Origin of the sequence: Fulvitalea axinellae, from assembly GCF_036492835.1 — a bacterium.
Classification (GTDB): Bacteria; Bacteroidota; Bacteroidia; order Cytophagales; family Cyclobacteriaceae; genus Fulvitalea; species Fulvitalea axinellae.
Genome location: NZ_AP025320.1, coordinates 186,955 through 208,044, shown reverse-complemented (window position 1 = coordinate 208,044; position 21,090 = coordinate 186,955). Strand labels below are relative to the sequence as shown.

14 protein-coding genes are annotated in these 21,090 nt (G+C 41.3%); 5 read left to right on the top strand and 9 right to left on the bottom strand.

Annotation, left to right across the window (positions count from 1 at the left end; all coding sequences use genetic code 11):
* Positions 1–407 precede the first annotated feature (407 nt).
* Positions 408–2,726, top strand: coding sequence for a hypothetical protein (locus AABK39_RS25960; protein ID WP_338395967.1), 2,319 nt, complete (start codon positions 408–410; stop codon positions 2,724–2,726).
* Between the two features lie 54 nt (positions 2,727–2,780).
* Here AABK39_RS25960 and AABK39_RS25955 read toward each other — a convergent pair whose 3' ends face one another.
* From AABK39_RS25955 to AABK39_RS25925, 7 genes are all read right to left on the bottom strand, one after another.
* Positions 2,781–3,875 carry a DUF4249 domain-containing protein gene (locus tag AABK39_RS25955; RefSeq protein WP_338395966.1) on the bottom strand — a complete coding sequence of 365 codons (1,095 nt, stop codon included), beginning with the start codon at positions 3,873–3,875 and terminating at the stop codon, positions 2,781–2,783.
* A gap of 108 nt (positions 3,876–3,983) precedes the next feature.
* Positions 3,984–5,678, bottom strand: coding sequence for a hypothetical protein (locus tag AABK39_RS25950; protein ID WP_338395965.1), 1,695 nt, complete (start codon positions 5,676–5,678; stop codon positions 3,984–3,986).
* A gap of 32 nt (positions 5,679–5,710) precedes the next feature.
* On the bottom strand, positions 5,711–6,844 hold the full coding sequence (locus AABK39_RS25945; RefSeq protein WP_338395964.1) for a DUF4249 domain-containing protein: 1,134 nt from the start codon (positions 6,842–6,844) through the stop codon (positions 5,711–5,713).
* Between the two features lie 31 nt (positions 6,845–6,875).
* The gene (locus tag AABK39_RS25940) at positions 6,876–9,623 is read right to left on the bottom strand and encodes a TonB-dependent receptor (RefSeq protein ID WP_338395963.1); all 2,748 of its coding nucleotides are present in this window, start codon (positions 9,621–9,623) and stop codon (positions 6,876–6,878) included.
* 319 nt (positions 9,624–9,942) lie between these two features.
* A complete protein-coding gene (locus tag AABK39_RS25935; protein ID WP_338395962.1) occupies positions 9,943–10,689 on the bottom strand; it encodes an adenylate/guanylate cyclase domain-containing protein in 747 nt (248 codons plus the stop codon).
* Positions 10,690–11,146: 457 nt separating this feature from the next.
* On the bottom strand, positions 11,147–11,545 hold the full coding sequence (locus AABK39_RS25930) for a hypothetical protein (RefSeq protein ID WP_338395961.1): 399 nt from the start codon (positions 11,543–11,545) through the stop codon (positions 11,147–11,149).
* Between the two features lie 399 nt (positions 11,546–11,944).
* Positions 11,945–12,676: an SDR family oxidoreductase gene (locus AABK39_RS25925; RefSeq protein ID WP_338395960.1), complete on the bottom strand. Its 732-nt coding sequence runs from the start codon at positions 12,674–12,676 to the stop codon at positions 11,945–11,947.
* Positions 12,677–12,858: 182 nt separating this feature from the next.
* On the opposite strand from AABK39_RS25925, the gene AABK39_RS25920 reads away from it, so the two are divergent.
* Both AABK39_RS25920 and AABK39_RS25915 read left to right on the top strand, forming a co-directional pair.
* Positions 12,859–13,689 (top strand): LysR family transcriptional regulator, encoded by an 831-nt coding sequence (locus AABK39_RS25920; RefSeq protein WP_338395959.1) that lies wholly within the window; start codon positions 12,859–12,861, stop codon positions 13,687–13,689.
* An 85-nt stretch (positions 13,690–13,774) separates the two neighbouring features.
* Positions 13,775–14,404 carry a MarC family protein gene (locus tag AABK39_RS25915; RefSeq protein WP_338395958.1) on the top strand — a complete coding sequence of 210 codons (630 nt, stop codon included), beginning with the start codon at positions 13,775–13,777 and terminating at the stop codon, positions 14,402–14,404.
* A 72-nt stretch (positions 14,405–14,476) separates the two neighbouring features.
* Here AABK39_RS25915 and AABK39_RS25910 read toward each other — a convergent pair whose 3' ends face one another.
* Entirely contained in the window at positions 14,477–15,823 is a 1,347-nt protein-coding gene (locus AABK39_RS25910) for a sulfatase-like hydrolase/transferase (protein ID WP_338395957.1), read from the bottom strand.
* A gap of 148 nt (positions 15,824–15,971) precedes the next feature.
* Positions 15,972–16,634, bottom strand: a complete 663-nt coding sequence (locus AABK39_RS25905) for a class I SAM-dependent methyltransferase (RefSeq protein ID WP_338395956.1) — start codon at positions 16,632–16,634, stop codon at positions 15,972–15,974.
* Positions 16,635–16,986: 352 nt separating this feature from the next.
* Here AABK39_RS25905 and AABK39_RS25900 point away from each other — a divergent pair, with 352 nt between their 5' ends.
* Positions 16,987–18,156: a glycoside hydrolase family 18 protein gene (locus AABK39_RS25900; protein WP_338395955.1), complete on the top strand. Its 1,170-nt coding sequence runs from the start codon at positions 16,987–16,989 to the stop codon at positions 18,154–18,156.
* Positions 18,157–18,488: 332 nt separating this feature from the next.
* Positions 18,489–20,939, top strand: a complete 2,451-nt coding sequence (locus AABK39_RS25895) for a LamG domain-containing protein (protein ID WP_338395954.1) — start codon at positions 18,489–18,491, stop codon at positions 20,937–20,939.
* Positions 20,940–21,090: the final 151 nt, after the last annotated feature.

The following is a 21,090-nucleotide window of genomic DNA, read 5'->3' as shown; positions in this document are numbered from 1 at the left end:
TCGAAAAATGGCTCTTTTTGGAGCCAGAAAACGCTCTAAAAGTAGGCTTGGGCTTGCGAAAAAGATATTATCATTGTATTCTAAATCATAATGATTCGTCATTTTTGACCCTATGTCCTCAAAAATTGTCGTTTATGCTCAAAAAGCTTAGTGTAAGCATCTTGCTGTGTTTGATATCGTTCTTCGCCATGTCGGCAGGCATCGAGCGTCCAAAGGAGAACGCCGGAGGTTTACGCTTCCGCGGCTATCAACATCCTGCGGAAAAAAGGACATCGCTGAGCCTGTTTCCTAAATCGCCTCTTTATGTAGAAGAAGAGATGAGTATTAGGTTCGAGCTAAGCCTTTGGGACGGTCACTTTGGATACATTACCAGAATAATCGGTAACAAGCAAAAGACTTATGACTTCGTGTTTATTCCGGCAATACACGGAGGGCAATCCAGTCTGCAACTGATTGTGGACGGCAATGAGACAAATATAAATATTCCGCTATCGAATCAAGACACTCGGAGAAATCACTGGATTCCGGTAGAGATGACATTCGATGCCTCACGGCACAAAATTACTGTTAACGTCAACGGCCGTGAATTCACAGAAAGGCGTTTGGCTTTTATTCCCAAACAAGAAGTAAGAATATATTTTGGGCGGATACCGGACTCTCCGATTACAGATGTGGCTGGGGTTTCGATTCGTAACCTTAGTCTTACCGCCGATTTGGGTGATCAAGAATTTGTTTGGCCTTTGAATATTCAAAGCGGCAACACAATTCCTGAAAAAGGTAGCAAACAAGTGGCTACTGTCGAATTTCCGGAATGGTTGAGCCCCTATCACAAAGTTTGGGAGAAAATCGGAAGCAGAGAGGCTGAACCTATTCCAGGTATCGCGTTTGACGCCAAACGCCATAGATTAATGGTTGTCGAAACGGATAAGCTCTCATATTTTGATAGTGATAAAAAAGAATGGTCAATACAGCGGTATTCCAACGACTTTCCGGTTTCACAGAATCATATTCAGGCGTATTTTGATATTTGGAAAGACTCATTGATTGCGTATGACCTGCGCCACGGAAAGCCCTATCATTTCTCCAAACAAAAAAAAGAATGGCTTCCTAAATGGCACGCCGACTCTGGGCTAAAGCTTAACTATTGGCATCATCTGCAGATGCCCGATTCTGCAAGTAGTCAATTTTATACCTTTACCGGATACGGCTATTTCGAATACAAAAACGATCTTTTGCGATTTGATTCAGAAAGAAAAAAATGGATCAATGTGCCTGTCTCCGGAGATACGCTTTCTCCGAGGAGCCTTAGCGCATCTGGTTATATCGGTAATGGGAAATATTTGGTATTCGGAGGAATCGGAAATAAATCCGGAAAGCAAGCATTAGGGGCCAAGAATCTATACGATCTTTATGAGATTGACTTGGGAAAACAGACTATAAAACGGTTATGGACAATTCCCGATAACAAGATTGGGCAACATTTCGTACCAGCCCATTCATTGTTGGTCGATAAAAACCATGAGTATTTTTACGTTCTAGGTTACCCACAGTTCAAGCAGAATAGCGAACTAAAATTGTATCGATTTTCGGTAAATGAACCTAATTTCGAAATAATTAGTGAAGGGATTCCTTATAACTTTATCGATACTCGTTCCAGCGCTGATCTTTTCTTTAATACTTATAATAACGAATTTCTGGCCGTTACCAGAAGTGAAAACGGAAACGAAAGTTCCAATATCGAAATATATTCTTTACGAATTCCGTCAATAGTTACGACGATAAAGGAAAATCCTAAAGCTTCCGAAGCTAGTTTACCATGGGCACTACTCACGATTATAGGAGTCGCTTTATTGGTAGCGATCGTTACAGGATTTTATATATCTAGATTCTTAAAGAAGAAAGGGATAAGCCAACAGCAGAAAACCAACAAAGAAGAACAGGCTGAGACTATCTCCGAAAAAACTAATTCCAAAGAGATACAAGTCCCTATTACAACCGAAAAAAGAAATACGATTCGACTTTTCGGGAAATTCGAAATGTATAATCGGGATGGCTTTGAAATTACGGAAAAGATGACACCTAAACTTCGTCAGATTTTCTTGTTAATGTTTTTGTACCCATACACTAAAGGCAAGGGAATAGGGTCATCAGAATTGACAAGTACAATTTGGCCTGAATCCGACGATAAGAAAGCCAAGAATACACGATCGATAAGTATTAAACGTATCCGGAGTATCTTGGAAGAAATAGAAGGCGTTGAGATTCAGTTCAAAAATAATCAGTGGATAGTTATCACGGATGATTCACTGAATTGCGATTTTTCAAAACTGCTTTATATTAAAGAAAAAATTGATCGACAGAAAAATAAAGATACAAAGAACTACGAAACGGCTTTATTATTATCAAAACAGCCCTTACTACCTTCCGCCAAATTTGAGTGTCTAAACGATACGAAAAACTTCGTTATCAGCGACCTAATACGGTGGCTCACCGATTATGCTGTAAAACTGGATTTCAAAAAAGACATGGATAAATTATCTGATATTGCTGATGCTATTTTTAATCTGGATAGTTTGGAAGACAGCGCATTAAGGATAAAATTGAACGTACTGGTTCGTAAAGGAGGCCACAGCGCGGCGCATAGCGTTTACCAACGCTTTAACGCAAGTTATGAAACGCTTTACAATGAGCCTTACCCCGTTCCTTATCAAGATTTAGTTTCGTAGGAAATAACCGATTTAGATATCGATTCTTTATCAGTATATTCAAGAATAATGAAATTAATACCAATAATCTGGTTTTTCTGTTGTGGTTCCTTCTATCTCTAAACAGTTAAAACAATACGAAGGAATATTACGATCAGGTGCGTTCCCACTAAGTATGTCCTCAACAGCCTGTTCACATCCAGTTTTCATTGATTTTCCCAGCCTGCTTGCATTTGTGACCAAATGCGCAACTTTTCCGCCCTTTCTGGCTATGATGTAACCCAAAACCCATTTGTCAGGATCATCTAATTTTCTGACATTTCCTTCTATTGGTGCCGGAAATGGATCAAATAAGGAACCGGATGATTCCATCAAAAGTTTTGTTTTTCGAAGGTATTCATATGCTTCAGGTTCTATTGCGTACTGTTTCAGAGTGAATCCATATCCCCACCTAAAATCTGAATTAAATGGAATGTCGGTTACAGCGCTAACCTTTTTTGATACCATTGGTTCCGAAGGATTCTTTGCAAAAAAATGTTTCTTTCCCGTTATGCCTTGTTTCAAATAACACGTTGGGCCAGTCGTAAATCCTCTGGGATCATTTAGAGATAAAATTTCAACAACACCTTCCACCTCCCATTGTAAATAACCCCTCTTGCCTGATGTAAAGTCGACATTTAAATTAACTTTATTAACAATTATAAAATTGTCATTCCTCTCATTATATTCTAAATGCTTTGTCAACTCAGGTTCCAATTTATCTATGTTCGGGAGATATTCTGGGATAGTAACAATTTCTGATTGATATACGTCTCCGTTTTCTAAGATAACTTCAAGAATATAACTCCCTCCCGCAATACCTTTATCACCATCGTGAATTGGCACATATTTGTCCTTTTCATAAAAAAGTTCAAACTCAGTGTCCCCGCCTGAGTCAAGTACTTTAACCACTGCTCCATCTATAGAAATAAAAGGTTCTGCATACCCAGTCACATAATCACGTGTATAAAATAGGGATACAAAGGTTTCTCCTGGCTGATCAGAGATAATTCCATTTATAACTACACGTGGAGTTCTTTCATCAAAATTTGTATCAAATTTCTCAATACAAGAAGACGCTAAGGATAGAACAAGAGGCAAGCCTATCCGGAACCAAATACTCTTAACCATAATTCAGCATATTTTAAAAGAAGAAGCCCCCTAAAAGTAGACTAGCGTTCTTAATGATTAATTAGCTTATAATGGTTAACCTTTCAGCCGTTTCTACCCTCTATTTTTTCAAAGCGTACCTTTTGCTTCGGCCGTGACCGAATCCTCTATTCTAAAACTCTTCCTAACTTCAAAAAACTTTCCGTCAACACTGTTAAAACCACTAACTTTGACTGTATAATAACCTAGATCATCCGAAGTAGAAAAACGAATTTTTGCGGAACCATTCTTCAATGTAAGTCCAGATTCACGATATAACACAGGCCTAAAATCCGGAACGGTATTTCCATTGTCGTTACTTCCTTCTGAATAGTTTGGAAACTCTTCCTTCGCCGTCTCTGAGAATCCTTTAATGACTATTTTATTATGTCCTGCCTGCTGTCTATAGTTTTCTTTTGTCTCTAATACAACAAATCCTCGTTGGGCAAAAAAGACGTTTATCTTATTAATGGTCTCCGCCTGATTATAGATCCTTACTGATCTCAAATCCTTCAAGGGAACAGATAATACATCCTCTGAGCGAAGAGTCAGAACGCCATTAATCATAAAAATTGGTTCGACTATATACTTGCCTTCACCCTTCAACAACAACATTTTGATTATTGGCTTTTTCTTCTTTTTCCTAACGATTGTAGGGGCTATAATTTCTCGGAATACATCTCGTACATTGTAAAGCTTCACATAATCACTCATTCGATAATACCGGTCCGGAACTTCGAGAATTCTTGTCTCGGAAAAATGTGTGGTATCTACCTCGTTTACCCCAAAGACTCTTTCAAACTTATTCCTTCTAAAGCTATCATACGCATAGGCCTCAACAGTTTTTCTGCTGATGTTAGGGGTTTTAAACGGTTGGGGAGCCAGATTCGGCTTATTAAAATGTATAATTGGTTCGACTAAAGTATTGGCTTGCCACGCATGAGCATAGAATACCCTCTCCCCGTAAAAAGGTGGCAAATCTAAGCTAAACTGCCCATTCTCATTAGTTCTTACATAGACATTTTTCAACTTTCCCATCGGATCAAAAAAGGTGATAAAGAAAAGTCGTAGAGGCTTACCATTAGGGTCAGTTGCAAGCCCTGATACGTTTATTGTATTTCCGTTCTTCTCTTTTTTATTCTCAACACCCACAGTCTTATGTTCATTATTAAGAACACGACTTTCTTTATTGAACTCTGGTAAGATTCCACTTTCTACCACTGAAACGGTAAATTTTCCATCGAGAGGTTTACCCGCTGAACTTTTAAGTGATATTGCAACTTCCACTTGATCTCGCCTTGCATAGACTTGTTTATCAAATCTAACTTGCGCTTCACCACCCAGAGCATCTATTTCAGACGATTGCATTAAGAACTTTGGTCGAGTGTCAGGAGTCTTTAAGCCGTTTCTGATTATTATTCCATATTGGCTATAGTTATCAGGGAATCGCTTTATTGATCCCAAAGTATAAGCTCTTACGTTATATTCTCCTTCAGACCATTTATGGCTTACCTTTATAGAAAACGGGCAAAACCCGTTTTTTGATGGAAAAACGCCCCCATATACTGATTGTCCGTCCCTATTAACCAAATCAACATAGACACTATTAAATCCATATTGAAGTTGATGGTTACTACCTAATACATATGCATCACCATGAAGAGATTCTCCAGACGTTATGATAGACCGATCAAGCAGAACTTCGACCCTTTCAAAGGCTAAGACATTGCCTAGTGTCAAAATGTACACTAAAAAAAACACAAATATCCTTATATAAGCTAGCATATCATTTATTTATCTCTTTAAATAATTGAAGGTCAGTACCAGTAATCAGGTCTTTTAGTCGTAGCTCCATCAAATCTAAGACAATCAAAACAAGATGGGGGTATTTCGATAGGAGGGCCTCCGCCTCCTTCTGTTTTTTGAATCTCCCTTGCTATTATTAAGTCCTCACAACTCGTTGTTATTCTCTTACCTAATTTATTTGCATTTGTGACAAGATAATTAACAGCTCCACCTTTCCGTGCTATAAAATACCCAAGCGTTCGCCTTTTTTCTTCTCCTACGATAGAATAAATATTACCTGTAATACTAGAAGGAAAAGGATCAAAAAGGGAACCTGAAGATTCCATTAATAACTTCGTTTTTCGCAAATATTCATAGGCACCTGCCTCTATTGAATATTGTTTAACTTTAAAGCCATACCCCCACCTAAAATCGGAACTATATCTAATATTTTTAATTGCAGGAATACGAACTGATTTTTCGGAAGCTGCCGAGCTCTTTGCAAGAAATTGTTTTTCTCCCGATGGATCCCTTCTGATATAGCAAATAGGCGTACTTTCTGGATATGGTGCATCTGGGTTCTCTAATGAGTATATTTCTGTTGTTCCTTCAACATCCCACTGCAAATACACCCTTTCTTTCGAACTGAAATCGACCAATAAGTCGACCTTGTATACTATAGAAAAATCGCTTATTCGCTCATTATATTCCTTATATTCCTTAAGTTCAGCATCGACATTATCTAATGTTGGTACTTTTTCTGGAATAGTAACTAAGTCTGATCTATAAGTCTCCCCATTTTTCAGAATAACCTCTAACACATACCCAACCCCTGAATTACCCTTTATTTCATCTGTAATTCCCACATATTTACCTCTGCCACTTACATCAAACAGCTCAAATTCAACATCCCCTCCAGTATCTAATACCCGAACAGTGGCACCCTCTACAGGAATAGGTGGCACATAGTAGTCTCCCGTTACATACGGTTGTGTGTTTAACAAGGAAACATACGTCTCCCCAGGCTGATCCGATATAATCCCGTTAACTACTAGACGGGGTTCCGACTCTCCTAGATCCACATCAAATTTCTCAACGCAAGAAGATATCATTGACATCAAAAACGCAATGTGGATACTTATTCTAAACCCGATATTTTTAGACATAATCAAGCGCATTTTTCAAAAAATAGATCCCTTAAAATCTGAAGTTATAGGTAATGGAAGGGAATATCGTTCCTAACACACTAAGCTTATACGCCTGAGGTGGTGCGTCATTCTCATCTTTGAAATAGATTGAAAACGCATTCTTTCTACCGTAAACATTATAAACCGCAAATGTCCAGCTTCCTTCCCACCTCTTATTAAGCCTATGATTGGTCTTAATAGTATATGAGAAATCCAATCTATGATAATCAGGGATACGGAATTTATTCCTACTCTCATACAACGGAACCTGTTGCTTGTTAAACGTTTCATAACGACCAACTGGGTAACTTACCGGACGCCCTGTACTGTACGTGAAACTTACTGACAAATTTGACCGGTGAGTATTCTTATAATTGACCATTAACTTGAAGTCGTGAGGTTTATCGAAATTGGCAGGGTACCAGTCCCCATCGTTTATCACTTCCTCGGCATAATCTCCATCGGCTTTCTTAAATGTCCTCGAGAACGTATAACTCGCCTGCCCAGTCAACCTGCCCCTATTCTTTTTTACCATTAACTCTATTCCGTAGGCTTTGGCCTCACCAGCGATAAGCTCCGTTTCCAAATTATCATTCATCGTCAATTCGGCGAAATCCTTATAATCCAGATAGTCATCTATTTGCTTGTAGAAAACTTCCGCCGATGTTTCCCACATATTCTCAGCAAAATTTCTAAAATACCCCATCGTATAACTATCCGCTTTTTGCGGGGCGATATACCTGTCACTTGGAGTCCAAATGGCCACCGGCGTTGGCGTTGCGGTATTCGAGACTTGGTGTATATTCTGCGTAATTCTGTTATAACCTACCTTTACAGAAGAATAAGCTCCTAATTGATAGTTCAAAGCTATTCTCGGTTCTAAAAAGTTATATTCTTTATCTATTTTAAAATCATCGATAGGTTCGACGCTCTCTACGCTTGCGTCGGATTTTGTTTCTCCCGCAACATAATTTCTCATCTCAGGAGGTCCACCAAGAAACATATATGAGGTATAACGTACGCCCGCAGAGATGCTTAATTGGTCTGTCAATGAAAACTCATCATGGACATAAGCTCCGAATTCGGCAGACCTTCGCCTAAATGTTTCACGGGCAGCCACTAAATCTGTCTCTCCGGCAGATTCAATTGTCGATGGCTGAAAATCGTATAAGACTCCCTCTATTCCATAATCTATTTCGTGTTTTCCTTTATTGAGAAAAAACGCTGATTTGAATTTCATGAAATCAATCCCCGTTTCGTAGTTATAGCTTTTAATATCCTCATAATCTATAATTCCACTACGATAACGGTTATAACTGTATGACAAATTCAGAGAATGGTCAGGATTGAAAATCTTTTTCCAAGTTAGTCCCCAGCTGTCTGTTGTCCATTCATAATCCGCAGTACCGCCCAGATTAAAATAATCCATACTTCTATATCCTGCGAATTGCAAACGACTTTTATCGGAAATAACGTAATTCAGCTTTAAGTTAAAATCATAAAACCCAGCTTTACTGTCATTCACCGAAGGCTCTTTTGACCATCGCAACAAATAATCTGAATACGAAGCCCTTACACCCGTTACCACATACAGTTTATCTTTAACCAAAGGACCTTTCAAAGCTAATCTGGCGGTAGTCAATCCCAACCCGCCTACTCCTTCCATTTTCGCCTTTTCGCCATCAGATAGCTTTACATCTAATACCGATGAGGCACGGCCGCCATATCGTGCCGGAATCATTCCTTTGAATAAAGTTACGTCCGAAATCAAATCCGGGTTAAATACCGAGAAAAAGCCAAAAACATGCGACGGGTTCAGTATAAACGCATTATCCTGCATCATCAGGTTTTGGTCTGACTCTCCGCCCCTAACATTAATTCCCGACGCACCCTCACCTACCGAGGTGACGCCTGGCAAGGACATTACAACATTAACGATATCAGCCTCACCCATAAAAACGGGTAATTCTTTAATCGTCTTCGAACTTATTTTCGCTACACCAACTTTTGCGCTCTTTAAATTTTCCTCGGGTCGGTCTCCGGTTACCACAACTTCATCCAAGCTCATCGTCTCCTGTCTCATCGGAAAAGAGGCTTCTCCTTGGTTGTTAACGATAACGGTTAGTTCCGACTCGCTATATCCCATCATATTCAGGATAAACCTGTACCTGCCTGGCATAAGATCAAACGAAAACGTTCCGTTTATATCAGTAACCGTGGCTACTTTTAGTCCTTGCACTTGTATTGTCGCTCCCGGTAAAGACTCCCGGGTTCCATCGTCGAAAACGGAACCTGAAACTTTAACCTTTCTTTTGATTGGCCCATCCTTCGGAACTTTTCCTATGGTCACTAAGTCTCGGCGCTTTCTTCTTTGTGCCCTTTTGTCAAGCGCAATGCCTTTCTGGCTCAGAGTATCCACCTCAACCACAAAGTCTTCCAGCTTCGGGATATAACCTATAACCTGACCTGGCGCAACGATCACGGCATAATCCTTATAAAAACGAAAAGAAAGTCTCATCGGCATTAACACGTCCGATAACACAGTTTTTACGCTAACGTTCCTTTTGCTGTAGGTAACTTTTTTACCCTGAACCCATTCCGGCAAATAGAAAAATTTGTAACGGGTTTTAGATTCCAATTCCTTGAAAAAATCCTCGATCGGAGCATCCTTAAAAGACACATCCAATAATGCCCCTTTTTGTGAAAAAGAGAACATCGGAATTAACAGGAATAATAAAATCGGAAAAATCTTCTTCATATCTGTTTTCCAAATATTTAACAGACTTAATACAATCACCGAAAATCCGGTCATTCGCAAAAAGATCAAGAAAACACTTTCTCTAGACGCATACTTGCACCAAAGCGCTGTGAAATTAAAGAATATAAGCAAGTAAGTATTAAAAACATTCTACAATGAGATTGTCTTTGCAATATGTAATATCAATTAAATAATTAATTAAGACAAAAATGAAACACTAATACTTATAATTAAAAATAAAGGATATTACAATCAATAAATTAAAAACAATTATTTATTGAAATATCAACAACAACAACACCTTATGGAAGATACGAATCTATGCCAGAGCGAAGACTTCTTGTCTAACTGACTTACCTTTTAATTCAAATGTTCCCATAGAACAAAAACCGTCCTTTCCGAGAAAACACACAAGGTCAGTAGAAACCAACAGTTCCTTATCCAGCTCTTTGCAAAGAGCCTCAAGCCGCGATCCGATATTCAACACATCCCCATGGAACGCAAGTTCCCTTTTTACCAAACCAACTTCAACCCCTGTTACCAAGCCTCCGCTTACCCCTCCCTTAAATTCAGGTACACAACCGTAACGGTTTTGGTAATATTCTTTATTAGTGGCAAAGACCTTTTTAATGGAAGAAAATATTTCTATGCAATTTGAATTCTGAATACCGTTCGCAAAGGGCCAAGTCAATACTATCTCGTCACCGACATACTGATAAACTTCGGCTTTATGGGCGACAATACAATCAGTCATTTGATTAAAGCAGTCCCTAATCAAATTACTGTAGCGTACATGCCCCAAGCGTTCGGCATGCGCTGTTGATCCTTTCAGATCGAGAAACATAAAAATCCGTTTTTCCTCTTTCGGCGTGCTGTATTCTCCCATCGTAATTTGCCTAAACATCTCGGGACCCAAAAGATCTTTAAGCTGATAGGTCATTCCAATAAGGGTAGACAATACGAGAATATAAATGATATAGACGCTATAAGCCCATAGGGAATTATGACTGCGGAACATCATGACCAATTCGTCAGAAGAGAAGGCTTGGCCTTCGAACTCTTGCATAAACGAAAAGAAAAAATGAAACTCTAATAACCGGATTAGGATCAGAAGAACCAAAACGCCCGCCAAATTAATGAGAATTTTGGCCGAATAGCTCAAATTATTTAAACGCCGGTTTTTACGGACCAAAAAGTGTGACGCCCAAATAAAAATTCCAAGAATAAAGCCAATAGAAGCACCGGATACAAATAGATATCGCGTAAGCCACCAGCTATCCAAGTTATAGGTCTCGAATAATCCTACTTCATATAACGAGGTGATTTTAACCGATACAAACAGGAAGTTGACAAATATACCCGCAGCAATACTTTTCAATAATGAGAAGAACCTCTTCCTATATATATAAGGCACTTCGCCCCTTTTTTCATGAATTGGATTCCTTTCGCATTTGTCCTCTCCCATTACATTATCTTTGGACACGACCTAATCTTCCCGAAATGCGTTTTCCGCATTTTAAAAATTATATACTTTTCGCCCTGTACTCTTTTACCAGTTTGATTAGGGTTGCGTCATTCTCTTCCGGAAACGAATCCCTTACCTCATGGCTGTCTTCCACGAGAAAAACATAATCTATCCCGTTAATTTCTCCCATATCCAAAAGATAGAAACGAACAGGATAATAGTCGCTTTGCTGTACTGGAATATCCTCTTCATCGATGATTCTGTCTTTGTAAATAAACACCACGCTCTTGCCGCGTATCTCAATTTCCCCGTTACGATAAGTCTGGATTCTATCTCTTTCCTGAGCACTTGCCGGAAGGTGCGCTGAATAAGAAACCTTATCGTTTGCCCTGCTTTCCGAAGCGGAACCAAAAACGAGCGGGATTTCCAAAAGGAGTATTATCAGTAAAATTCTCATATCAAATTCATTAAGAATCTACGTCGTAAAGACATTGAAACAATAAATTTAGTCATAAAAATATCCTCTCGAACACTTTTTAACACAAAAACAGAAAATACCCTTAGCTAGACTATAACTAACCTCTTTCGTTAACCAAAACTTAGCCCTTTTTAATACCTAGTGGTTTATATCGGCAATTTTGCTCTTGTGTATTTGCAAGAAAACAAAACAATACCCTGCACCATATACAAAATCCCCTTCCGACGATTTTACGTCAGGAAGGGGATTCCTCAACTTATTTCAGTATTTGGAAAAGAACATCAAAACGTTGGGACTACTAAGGGCCGTAAGCAAAACTAGTCGCTAACAACTTAGCCAAATCTTCAAACCGAGATAATATTCTCTGTACCGTTAAGATTATGCGCTTTGCCCGGTGGCGGCCATCGCAATCTCGCGGATGCAAACGTTTTGTGGCTGACTATAAGCGAACCAGATCGCTCTGGCTACGTCGTCGGTATGCATGGCTCCGCCAATCTGCTTTTTCCAATCCTCGTATCCTTCCACGATTCCTTTATCTGTGGTATGGCCAAGAAGCTCAGTCTCTACAGCGCCAGGAGCCACAGTGGTAAGACGTACGTTTTTGTCCGCCACTTCTTCACGGATGCACTCAGTCATACCATGCACAGCGAACTTGGTTCCGCAATAAGCCGCATGGTTCGGGAAACTTTTCTTTCCAGCAATAGAGCTGATGTTTACGATAGTACCGGTGTTGCGCTGTACCATTCCGCCGATAACGGCCTTCACTCCGTTGAGCAAGCCCATTACGTTCACGTCAAACATCTTTTGCCATTCGGCCGGATCTTGTTTGTGAACCTCTCCCAAAAGCATTACGCCGGCGTTGTTTACCAACAGGTCAGCCGGGCCATATTGCTCCTCCGCTTTAGCGATGGCTTTCACCAAGCTATCGGCATCGGTTACGTCCACTTCAGCGCAAATCGTATTGGGAAGGTTGAGTTCCTCCATATGTCCCTTTCTTCTGGCCAACAAAAGAAGGGGGTATCCGTTGTCCGAAAACAACTTGGCGGTTGCCATTCCAATACCAGAGCTAGCTCCGGTGATAATTACCAATGGTTTTTCGTTATTAGCCATAATAATGTTAATTGAGTATCTTCAAGCCTAATACTGAACCCGGAAATTTACCTTTTGTCTTCCAATCAAGGTAATTTGTTTTGGTCCTTATTCCGGAACAGCGACAACACAAAGGTAAGCGTATAGGCAGCGCCAGTAAAATATTAAAAATTGATGCTTATCATCAGCCAGACTTATAGATAATGGATCCTAGACTCTTAAGGTTTTTCGTGACCGTATACGAAGAAAAAAATATTTCGCGCGCCGCGCAAAGGTGCTTCGTCTCCCAACCTTCCATCACCAACGGCATCAAACAATTGGAAGATATAGTGGGCAAAACCCTTTTTCTTCGCCACAAACGCGGTACCGATCCTACGCCGGAGGCGGATATGCTTTACCCAAAGGCTTTGGGCCTTTTGGCCGACCTTGACAAAATCGGAAACCTTTTTCAGGGAAAACGGGAACGGCTTCCGCTCACGATTGGTATTATGCCCGACATGCCGGACAGAGAAAAAGCTGACTTTTACAAAAAAATATACGAAGCCATACCGGACGTAGATCTCAACCTCGTGGGGATGGAAGACAAATCCGATATGCGCCTACTGATTCGCGAGTATAAACATGAGGACGAAATCTTTATCTCCGTTTGGGAAGAAGATTATGTACTCTGCGTTCCCGATAATCATCCATTAGCCACAAAACCCGAAGTGGATATTCGCGACTTGGACGGCTATTCTTTCATAGAATGTCCGCCTTGCGAGGCTCATCAACAGACTATGGCGGTTCTTTCGGCTTCGGGCAAGGGTTTTGATATCGTGGCCAGGGCCAAAATGAAATCCGAAGTGTTGGCCTTGGTGCTGTCCGGCGTCGGGATTTCTTTTCTGCCCGAGTATTTTGCCCGTGACAAGGAAGGAATTGTTCTCCGGCGAGTAAACGGGCCGGGAATGTCACGTAATATAGGCATCGCTTATAAATGCGAGAATCTGAACAAACCGGCTCTGCGAATGGTCGTTGAGTTTTTCGGGAAGAAATAGCTTCCGATTTTCTCCGAAAAGAAAAAGGCATATTTCTCTTTATTCTGACTGAGGCTTGGGCCGTTTTTTGATTTGGCCCACCCTAATGGAAGACCTGATTACATTTGGCGTGGCTCTACTGAGCATCACAAATCCCGTGGGAAACATGGCGATATTTTCGGGAATGACAGCCTATAAAAACGAAGCTGATGTCCGTTCCATAGCCTTCAAGGCCGGTATCGCAATACTGATTATTATGTTGGCCGTTATTTGGAGCGGAGATTATATTCTGGAGTTCTTCGGCATAACTCTTCCCTCATTCGAAGCCGCTGGCGGGCTGATTGTCGGGATGATGGGGCTCTCGATGCTACAAAGCAAAACCAGTTCGATCTCACATAGTAAGTCCGACGAAGAAGAAGCCGAACAGAAAGACTCTATAGCCATAGTCCCCGTCGCAATACCCTTGATCGCCGGCCCGGGAACAATCGCGACCATATTGGTTTGGCTTCCAAAATTTCCCAGCCCGCAGGAGCGGTTGGTTCTTAGTTTGGTTTGTGCGGGAACCACTATCCTTATCTGGCTTTTCCTGCACTTTTCGAATTACCTTTCCGGTAGATTGGGGATAATCGGCATAAACGTCGTGATACGCCTTATGGGAATTATCCTTACCGCCTTGGCTTTCGGAATGTTAGCGAAGGGGCTAACCGGACTTTTTCCAATCCTGCAACATCACTAGGGCATGCTTCCGATTTCAATGAAGGAAACCGGAAGCATGCCCTATTGAATAACGACGGTCCAGTTAAATATTCTATATCTTTCTTGGGCTCCAAGCCGGGGCTTTATTTAGCTCTTTGGCCAATTTGGCTTTTGCTTTTCTAGCTTTTTTATCCAAATCTTTATCCTCAAGCGGGCTTAGCTCCTGGAGATCTTCCGGAAGGAAATAAAAACGCCCGTCATGATAGAGCTTGTATTCCAAATCTCGGCAGAATCGGCCTGTTTTGCGTGGCGCTTTCAACCGTTTCATCGGATCATAATGGACAAAGATTGTCTCCCTGTCTTTGTGGCGTCTGCCTTTTAATATTGGCAGAAAACTCTTTCCGTCAATATTTTCCGGAATATCGGCGCCTCCGGCTTCGGCTATGGTCGGCAAAAAGTCACTGAACTCTATCAGACCTTCATATCGCTTTCCTTTGGCTTTGTATTTTGGCCAAACGGCAACCATCGGCACGTGATGGCCCTTTGTCAATGTTTGCCCTTTACCTCCCTGAATATTTCCGTTTTTGGTCCTTGAATTAATGCGGATACTCGTTCCATTATCAGCCGTAAATATAAAAATGGTATTATCAGCCACTCCTTCACGTTCCAAAGCCGTCCTGATCTTACCTACGATCTTATCCGTATAGGCCATCATATCGGCAAAATATTCCGGCCGGTCCTTAAAGCGTTTGTTCTTATCGGCCCAATCCTTCGAGTCCGGGGTCGGCACGAAAGGGTCATGTACCAAAACCATAGGATAATACACGAAAAACGGCTTGTCTTTCTTTCTTCGGATAAAATCGACCACATAATCCGAGAAAATATCCGGGCCGTAACGTCCGTCCGTATCGGGCAAAACCTTTCCGTTTTCCTCGATCAGAGGGCTTGCGTAGCGCTCTCCTTGTCTCTTGGTTTTTGTCAATTGCCACAAGCAATATTCGTCAAAACCGAAATGTTGGGGACGCTTGTCATCTAGCGTATTTTCCCTGCCAGTTTTCAAGCCGTTGAGTTGCCATTTTCCAGCTATACAGGTGGAATAACCGGCCTCTTTCATTACGTTCCCGAAAGTCTTTTCGTTAACATCCAAATACCCGAAATCCTTATAATTACGGTAATTGTAACGGCCGGTCATGATTTTCACTCGCGAAGGGGTACAAAGAGGCTGGGAATAGCTGTGGCTAAATTCTATTCCGTCTTCCATCATGCGGTCTATATTCGGCGTCTTGTAATCAAGCGCACCGTGTGCGGAAAGGCATTCGTAGCCCATATCGTCCGCCATCAATAATACTATATTCGGCCGATCTTGCTTCTCGCTTTGGCCGTAGGCTGGCATATTCCGAATACCAAAAAACTCCAAGGCCACTCCCAGTGCCAAGGCCATTTTCCTTTTGGATATCATAAACAGCTTCTCTTTAAAAGTCAAAAATATTGATAGTCCAAAACTAGACGGCAGTAAAAATTAAGGATGGAATTATGTGCGGAAAAACATAAATGAGACGAAAAGCAAACGATCTATTATCGTATTTGGATATCAGTATTGGTCTGAGTTATTCTTTCAATAGTCTAGCTACGGAATATCTCCGTTCTACAGAATCGCCGGAACTTACGATAATCTCTTCGGTAAATGTCCGTACTTCAGAAAGCGAAAACTCGGTCATATCCGCCAAATCCCGGAAGCGAGCGATATCATAAAGCGTAAAACCGTTTTCAGCGAAAGGAAGTTTTTCCATAAAGCCCTTGTCCACGAATGTCACAAGGCACTCACCTCCAGGGCGCAATACTCTATGCAGTTCGGCCATTAACTCCGCCGGAGTCTCCCAAAAGTAAAGAGTATTTACTGTGAAAATTTTATCGAAAGCGTTATTCCCAAAAGGAATCTGATTTCCGTTGTACAGCGCAAAGTCCGCTATACCATTTTCGCAAAACAAATGATTGTATTTTCGGGCTACCTTGTCCATCAGATCGGAAATATCTAGTCCCATGTATTTTAGGCCAGACGCTCTTTCCATCAGTTTTTCCAAATGGGAAGCGCCCCCGTGTCCCAATTCCAATACGGATTCGCCGTTGGCCAGTCCCATTACGCGAATAGTGTTTAGAATCATTCCCGAATTCGTTTCGCTCATCATGTCCGCTACGTTCAGTCCTCCATTCTCATCGGGACAACGTAACTGAACCGCTAATTTGGCAAAGTCTTCACCTTCGATATCCATGTTTTTCGTTTAGTACAATGTATAGAGTAAAGCGTAAACAGACCGTTCGACGACTGCTTATTGATCGGTATTCTTTAATTCTTAAGGTCACTGAATCTCTAAATGACCAAGTAAAACAATGACAATACAGTAACGCACTTTTATATTTAAAATAATATATCAAAAAATAATATAACGCAAGCCCTATACGCTATGTCTTTATGTAAGAACAGAATCGTTAAAAAAGGAAAAATATGGTTCAAATTTGTAATAAGCCATTCCTTAAATTAGGTTTGTGATTATCTCCTTACGGGTTAGGTATATACTTTTTTCAAAAGCCTAAACATGGGCCAACCCAATAAATCCACGCAATATGAACCTCCGAAAACTTATATTTTTCATCTTACTTACAGTACCCTTCTTGGCTTGTGACACAGCCCCAAAAAGTGAAAAAGGTCCAGCTATAATCGCTTATTACTATCCGGGGACTCCTCCGGAATCTTTGCCTTTGGATAAACTCAGTCATATTATTTTCTCATTTACCGTAATAAAAGACGGAAAAATAGCTTTGCAAAACCCAAAAACGGAGGATGACCTTATCGCATTGGCTTCACGCAAACAGGAATTTCCCGAGCTGAACATCATGGTGGCCTGCGGCGGATGGGGCGGTTCGGCAGGGTTTTCGGATATGGCGGCTGATCCAGCCAAAAGAAAGAAGTATGTTGAAAGCGTTATTTCCTTTTTAAAGAAATACAAACTGGACGGTATAGACATCGATTGGGAATACCCGACATCCGCAGGCGCAGGAAATGATGCGCGCCCAGAGGATAAGCAAAACTTTACTTTGTTAATGCGTGACCTCCGGGAAAGTTTGGACAAATACAAAGACGGGGCACAGCTAAGTTTTGCCTCTGGTGGATGGGCCGGATATTATAATTATATAGAGCTTGAGAAAGTGATGAAATACGTAGATTATATGAATGTAATGACTTACGACTTCGTCATCAACTCATCACCGCATACGGCCCACCACACCAATCTTGGAGCCGTTCCGCTTAGCGACATCAAAAATAAAAATATCAGAGAACGCTATGCCAGAAGGAGAAACGAGGGGGTGCCTTCGGCGGAAAATACTATGGAATTTTGTGAGAAAAACGGGGCTCCAAAAAGTAAATTGGCCGTAGGCGCGGCCTTTTACGGCCGGGCATGGAAAGGCGCTTTACCGGAAAATAATGGCTTGCACCAACCCAACTCTGGCGTATACAAAGGCTGGGCTAGGTATTCGGATATCAAACAAAATTATACCGAAGCCAACGGATTCCAACACTTCTGGGACGAACACGCCCAAGCTCCATACGCTTACAGAGCAAGTGACAGCGTATTCCTGAGCTATGACAATCCTCGGTCCGTAAGAGCCAAAGCCAAATATGTCAAGGATAATGGCTTGGGCGCAATCTTTTTCTGGCACTTAACTATAGACAGCGACGATTATCAACTATTGCATACTATTTACGATGAGTTAAATCCTAAACAAGATAAATAACGTAGAATCTATCTGATATATTTGGGTTCCGAGTTCCTGCTTTTGGCTCATAAAAACGGAACCCAAACTCTATCACTCCAGCTTCAGATAGTTTTCAATTTTTATATTTGGCTATTCTTAGCCAATCTGAATCAAAAAGAATCCAAAGCTTGGCGAATACGATCATAGATAATATTCGCTCAGAAATATAATTTGTCGAGAGATCCTATTCGTAAAATATCACCTGATCAAGTTGTTGATGATTTATGGAAGCCAGAAGGGCAAAGACTCATGCCTAACACTTCCGTAAGTCTTCCGAAAGCGTTATTTTTATGTTACCGGAGACGCATAATATGAAATACCGAATTTTATTTTTACTGGTTCTTATAGGGCTGAGGTTCGCCACAACAGTCGTGGCTCAAGACAAAAACTTGGCTTACGACTACCTGATCCATTTCACTTGTCCTTTGCCCGCCGAAAAGATAGAGGATGAAGAGACTTGGAAGGACTTCGATACCATCGTACGCACAGCCGATGTGTTCGCATTGGTGGTCTTGGACAGCCTAGACGATAAGGCTACCGACAAGATGATGGTTCGGGTCGGAAAGCTTATAAATAGGCACCCAAAGGCTATTTTCAGTCTATTATTCTTTAAAACCCAAAACAAAAGCCTACTCGCTTCTACAGCCTACCAGGCTTTGGAAGGGAACATTGCCAGTGATTCTACAGACATCTACATCCGGAAAAATACGCTTATCGAATCGGGAAAAAGGTTATTTGTATATGCCCGTAACCGCAAAGGGTTTGATCCGTTTTTTTGCCTAAACGGAATCAAAAACTCTTTGAATTCATTCGGAAAACCTCTCCGGATCATGGTAACGCGGGAATTGGTTCCTTTGCCCAACCGTTATTCAGCATTCGACCCTTCAAAGCACCTTGAGGTTTATCACAATATGCTGGATAAGTGGACACATATTGGCCAAACGCCCAACTTTCTATATTTTAAAAACTACATCCCCGCTTTTGTATATTACTGGGAAAAACTGAATAACACACGCATAATGCGCGGGGAAATAGAATCCGAGGCTCCCGGAGAGCTTGCGGTTAGCTGGACAGGGAGTTTCTCTGGCGTTAGTCCCAAACGCTTTAGCTTCCCCGTAGGGCACAACGGCTCCGTAAAAATGGTTCCTCGACGTAGCGGATACTTCTTTACGCCCGATACCCTTAGCTTTGCGTCAAACGAATTCAGCGACAGCCTTATTCTGCAAATGTCTCCCATCCCGCTGGCCTATGACCTTGCTGTCGCCATCCCATTCGGAGAAAGACCAAACTATCAGGACTTTAGCCGAAAGATGCACTTTACAGATATACATATTCTCGATGATGCTGAACGTGGACAGGTCGGTTACTTCAACGGCAAAAGCTCCATGATCGAACTGACCAATACGCAAGATCTCGGAATATACGACGGTTCGTTTACGGTGGCTTTCTGGATAAAAGTAAAGGAATTTAAAGACGCATTCGAAAATATCGTGAATACCGACCAGAATAGGTTCCTGATGGGGCTGCACTTGTCATTACAATATAAGAAGCCCCATTTCGGGTTTTATTCCCAAGACACAAAAAGCTCAACCCGCTTTGAACAGGACAAATGGTACCATATCGTATGGCGATATGATATGGAAGAACGTCAACAGTCCATTTTTATCAACGGAGAACTCGACGCTATCGGAAAGGACAAACATTCTTTCCACGGTTTAGGGATGGTACGCATCGGGCAAAGGGCGTCATTTACGAACACCAACGACTCCTCCAGCTATTTTAACGGTTACCTGGATGATTTATATGTATGGCGTAGGGCCCTGACAGATAAAGAAATATCAGGAATAGCGAATGGCAAAGAGGTCGAAATCGTCTATAAAAAGAAGGACAATATCTCACTTGTCTACCCGATAATCGGGCTTAATATCATTGCCGTTCTAGCTTTGGCGGGCTTCCAACGTAAGAAGATCAAAAAGAAGTTTTTCGCCAAAAATAAAATCACGGAACAAAATATAGTGTTCGGGACACGTGAAGTTGAGCTGGGAACACATGATATCCGGATTTTTGGAAAATTCAGGCTCACAAACCTTAAAGGCGAAGATATCAGCGGGCATTTTTCACCAAAACTCAAAAGTCTCTTCCTTTTGCTTCTCAGAAACAGCTCTGTACAAAACGGTATCCGTTCCGACAAACTTTCCGAAACGTTGTGGCCCAAACTGCCCGAAAGCAAAGCCAACAATAATAGGAGGGTAAATATCCGGAAACTAAAAGTGACTTTGGAAGAACACGGCGGACCTTCCCTTCACAAAAACGGCGATGTATACAGCATCGGCAATCTCGAAACTTCACGATTCGATTTTCAGGAACTGGACCTTTTGCTTTCCGCCGACTCAATGAATGACGAGACTATTTCCGGAATATTGGAAATTATTTCAGCAGGCCCGTTTCCGCAAAATATCCGCGACGAATGGTACGACGAGTGGAAAGCCGAAACCTTTGACCGCATTTTCTCTTGTCTTGCTCCACTTACGGAGAAAGATTCGGCCAGCGATGATCTCAGATTGAAAATATGCGGAGCCCTTTTGGCCTTCGATCCGCTTTCGGAACCCGCTTGCTTTAATAAAATAAGAATACTGGCCAGCCAAGGAAAGAAAAGAGAAGCCAGCCGGATCTTCGATCGGTTCAAAAACGAATATAAACTAAGGTACGACGAAACCTTCGAACAAAGTTTTTCTGATATCACCTCGGAGACTGTTAGCTGAACAAAAGGATAGAAACTTGACGAAAAAGCGCGTTTTTAACTTTAAGCGTTTCCCTTTCTCAACACAGTCGCCATTGGCCACAACATGGTTAAGAATTTCTCGTTTTCTAATTTGTAAACACGACTAAAATTGGCCGTATTAGCCTTCCTCT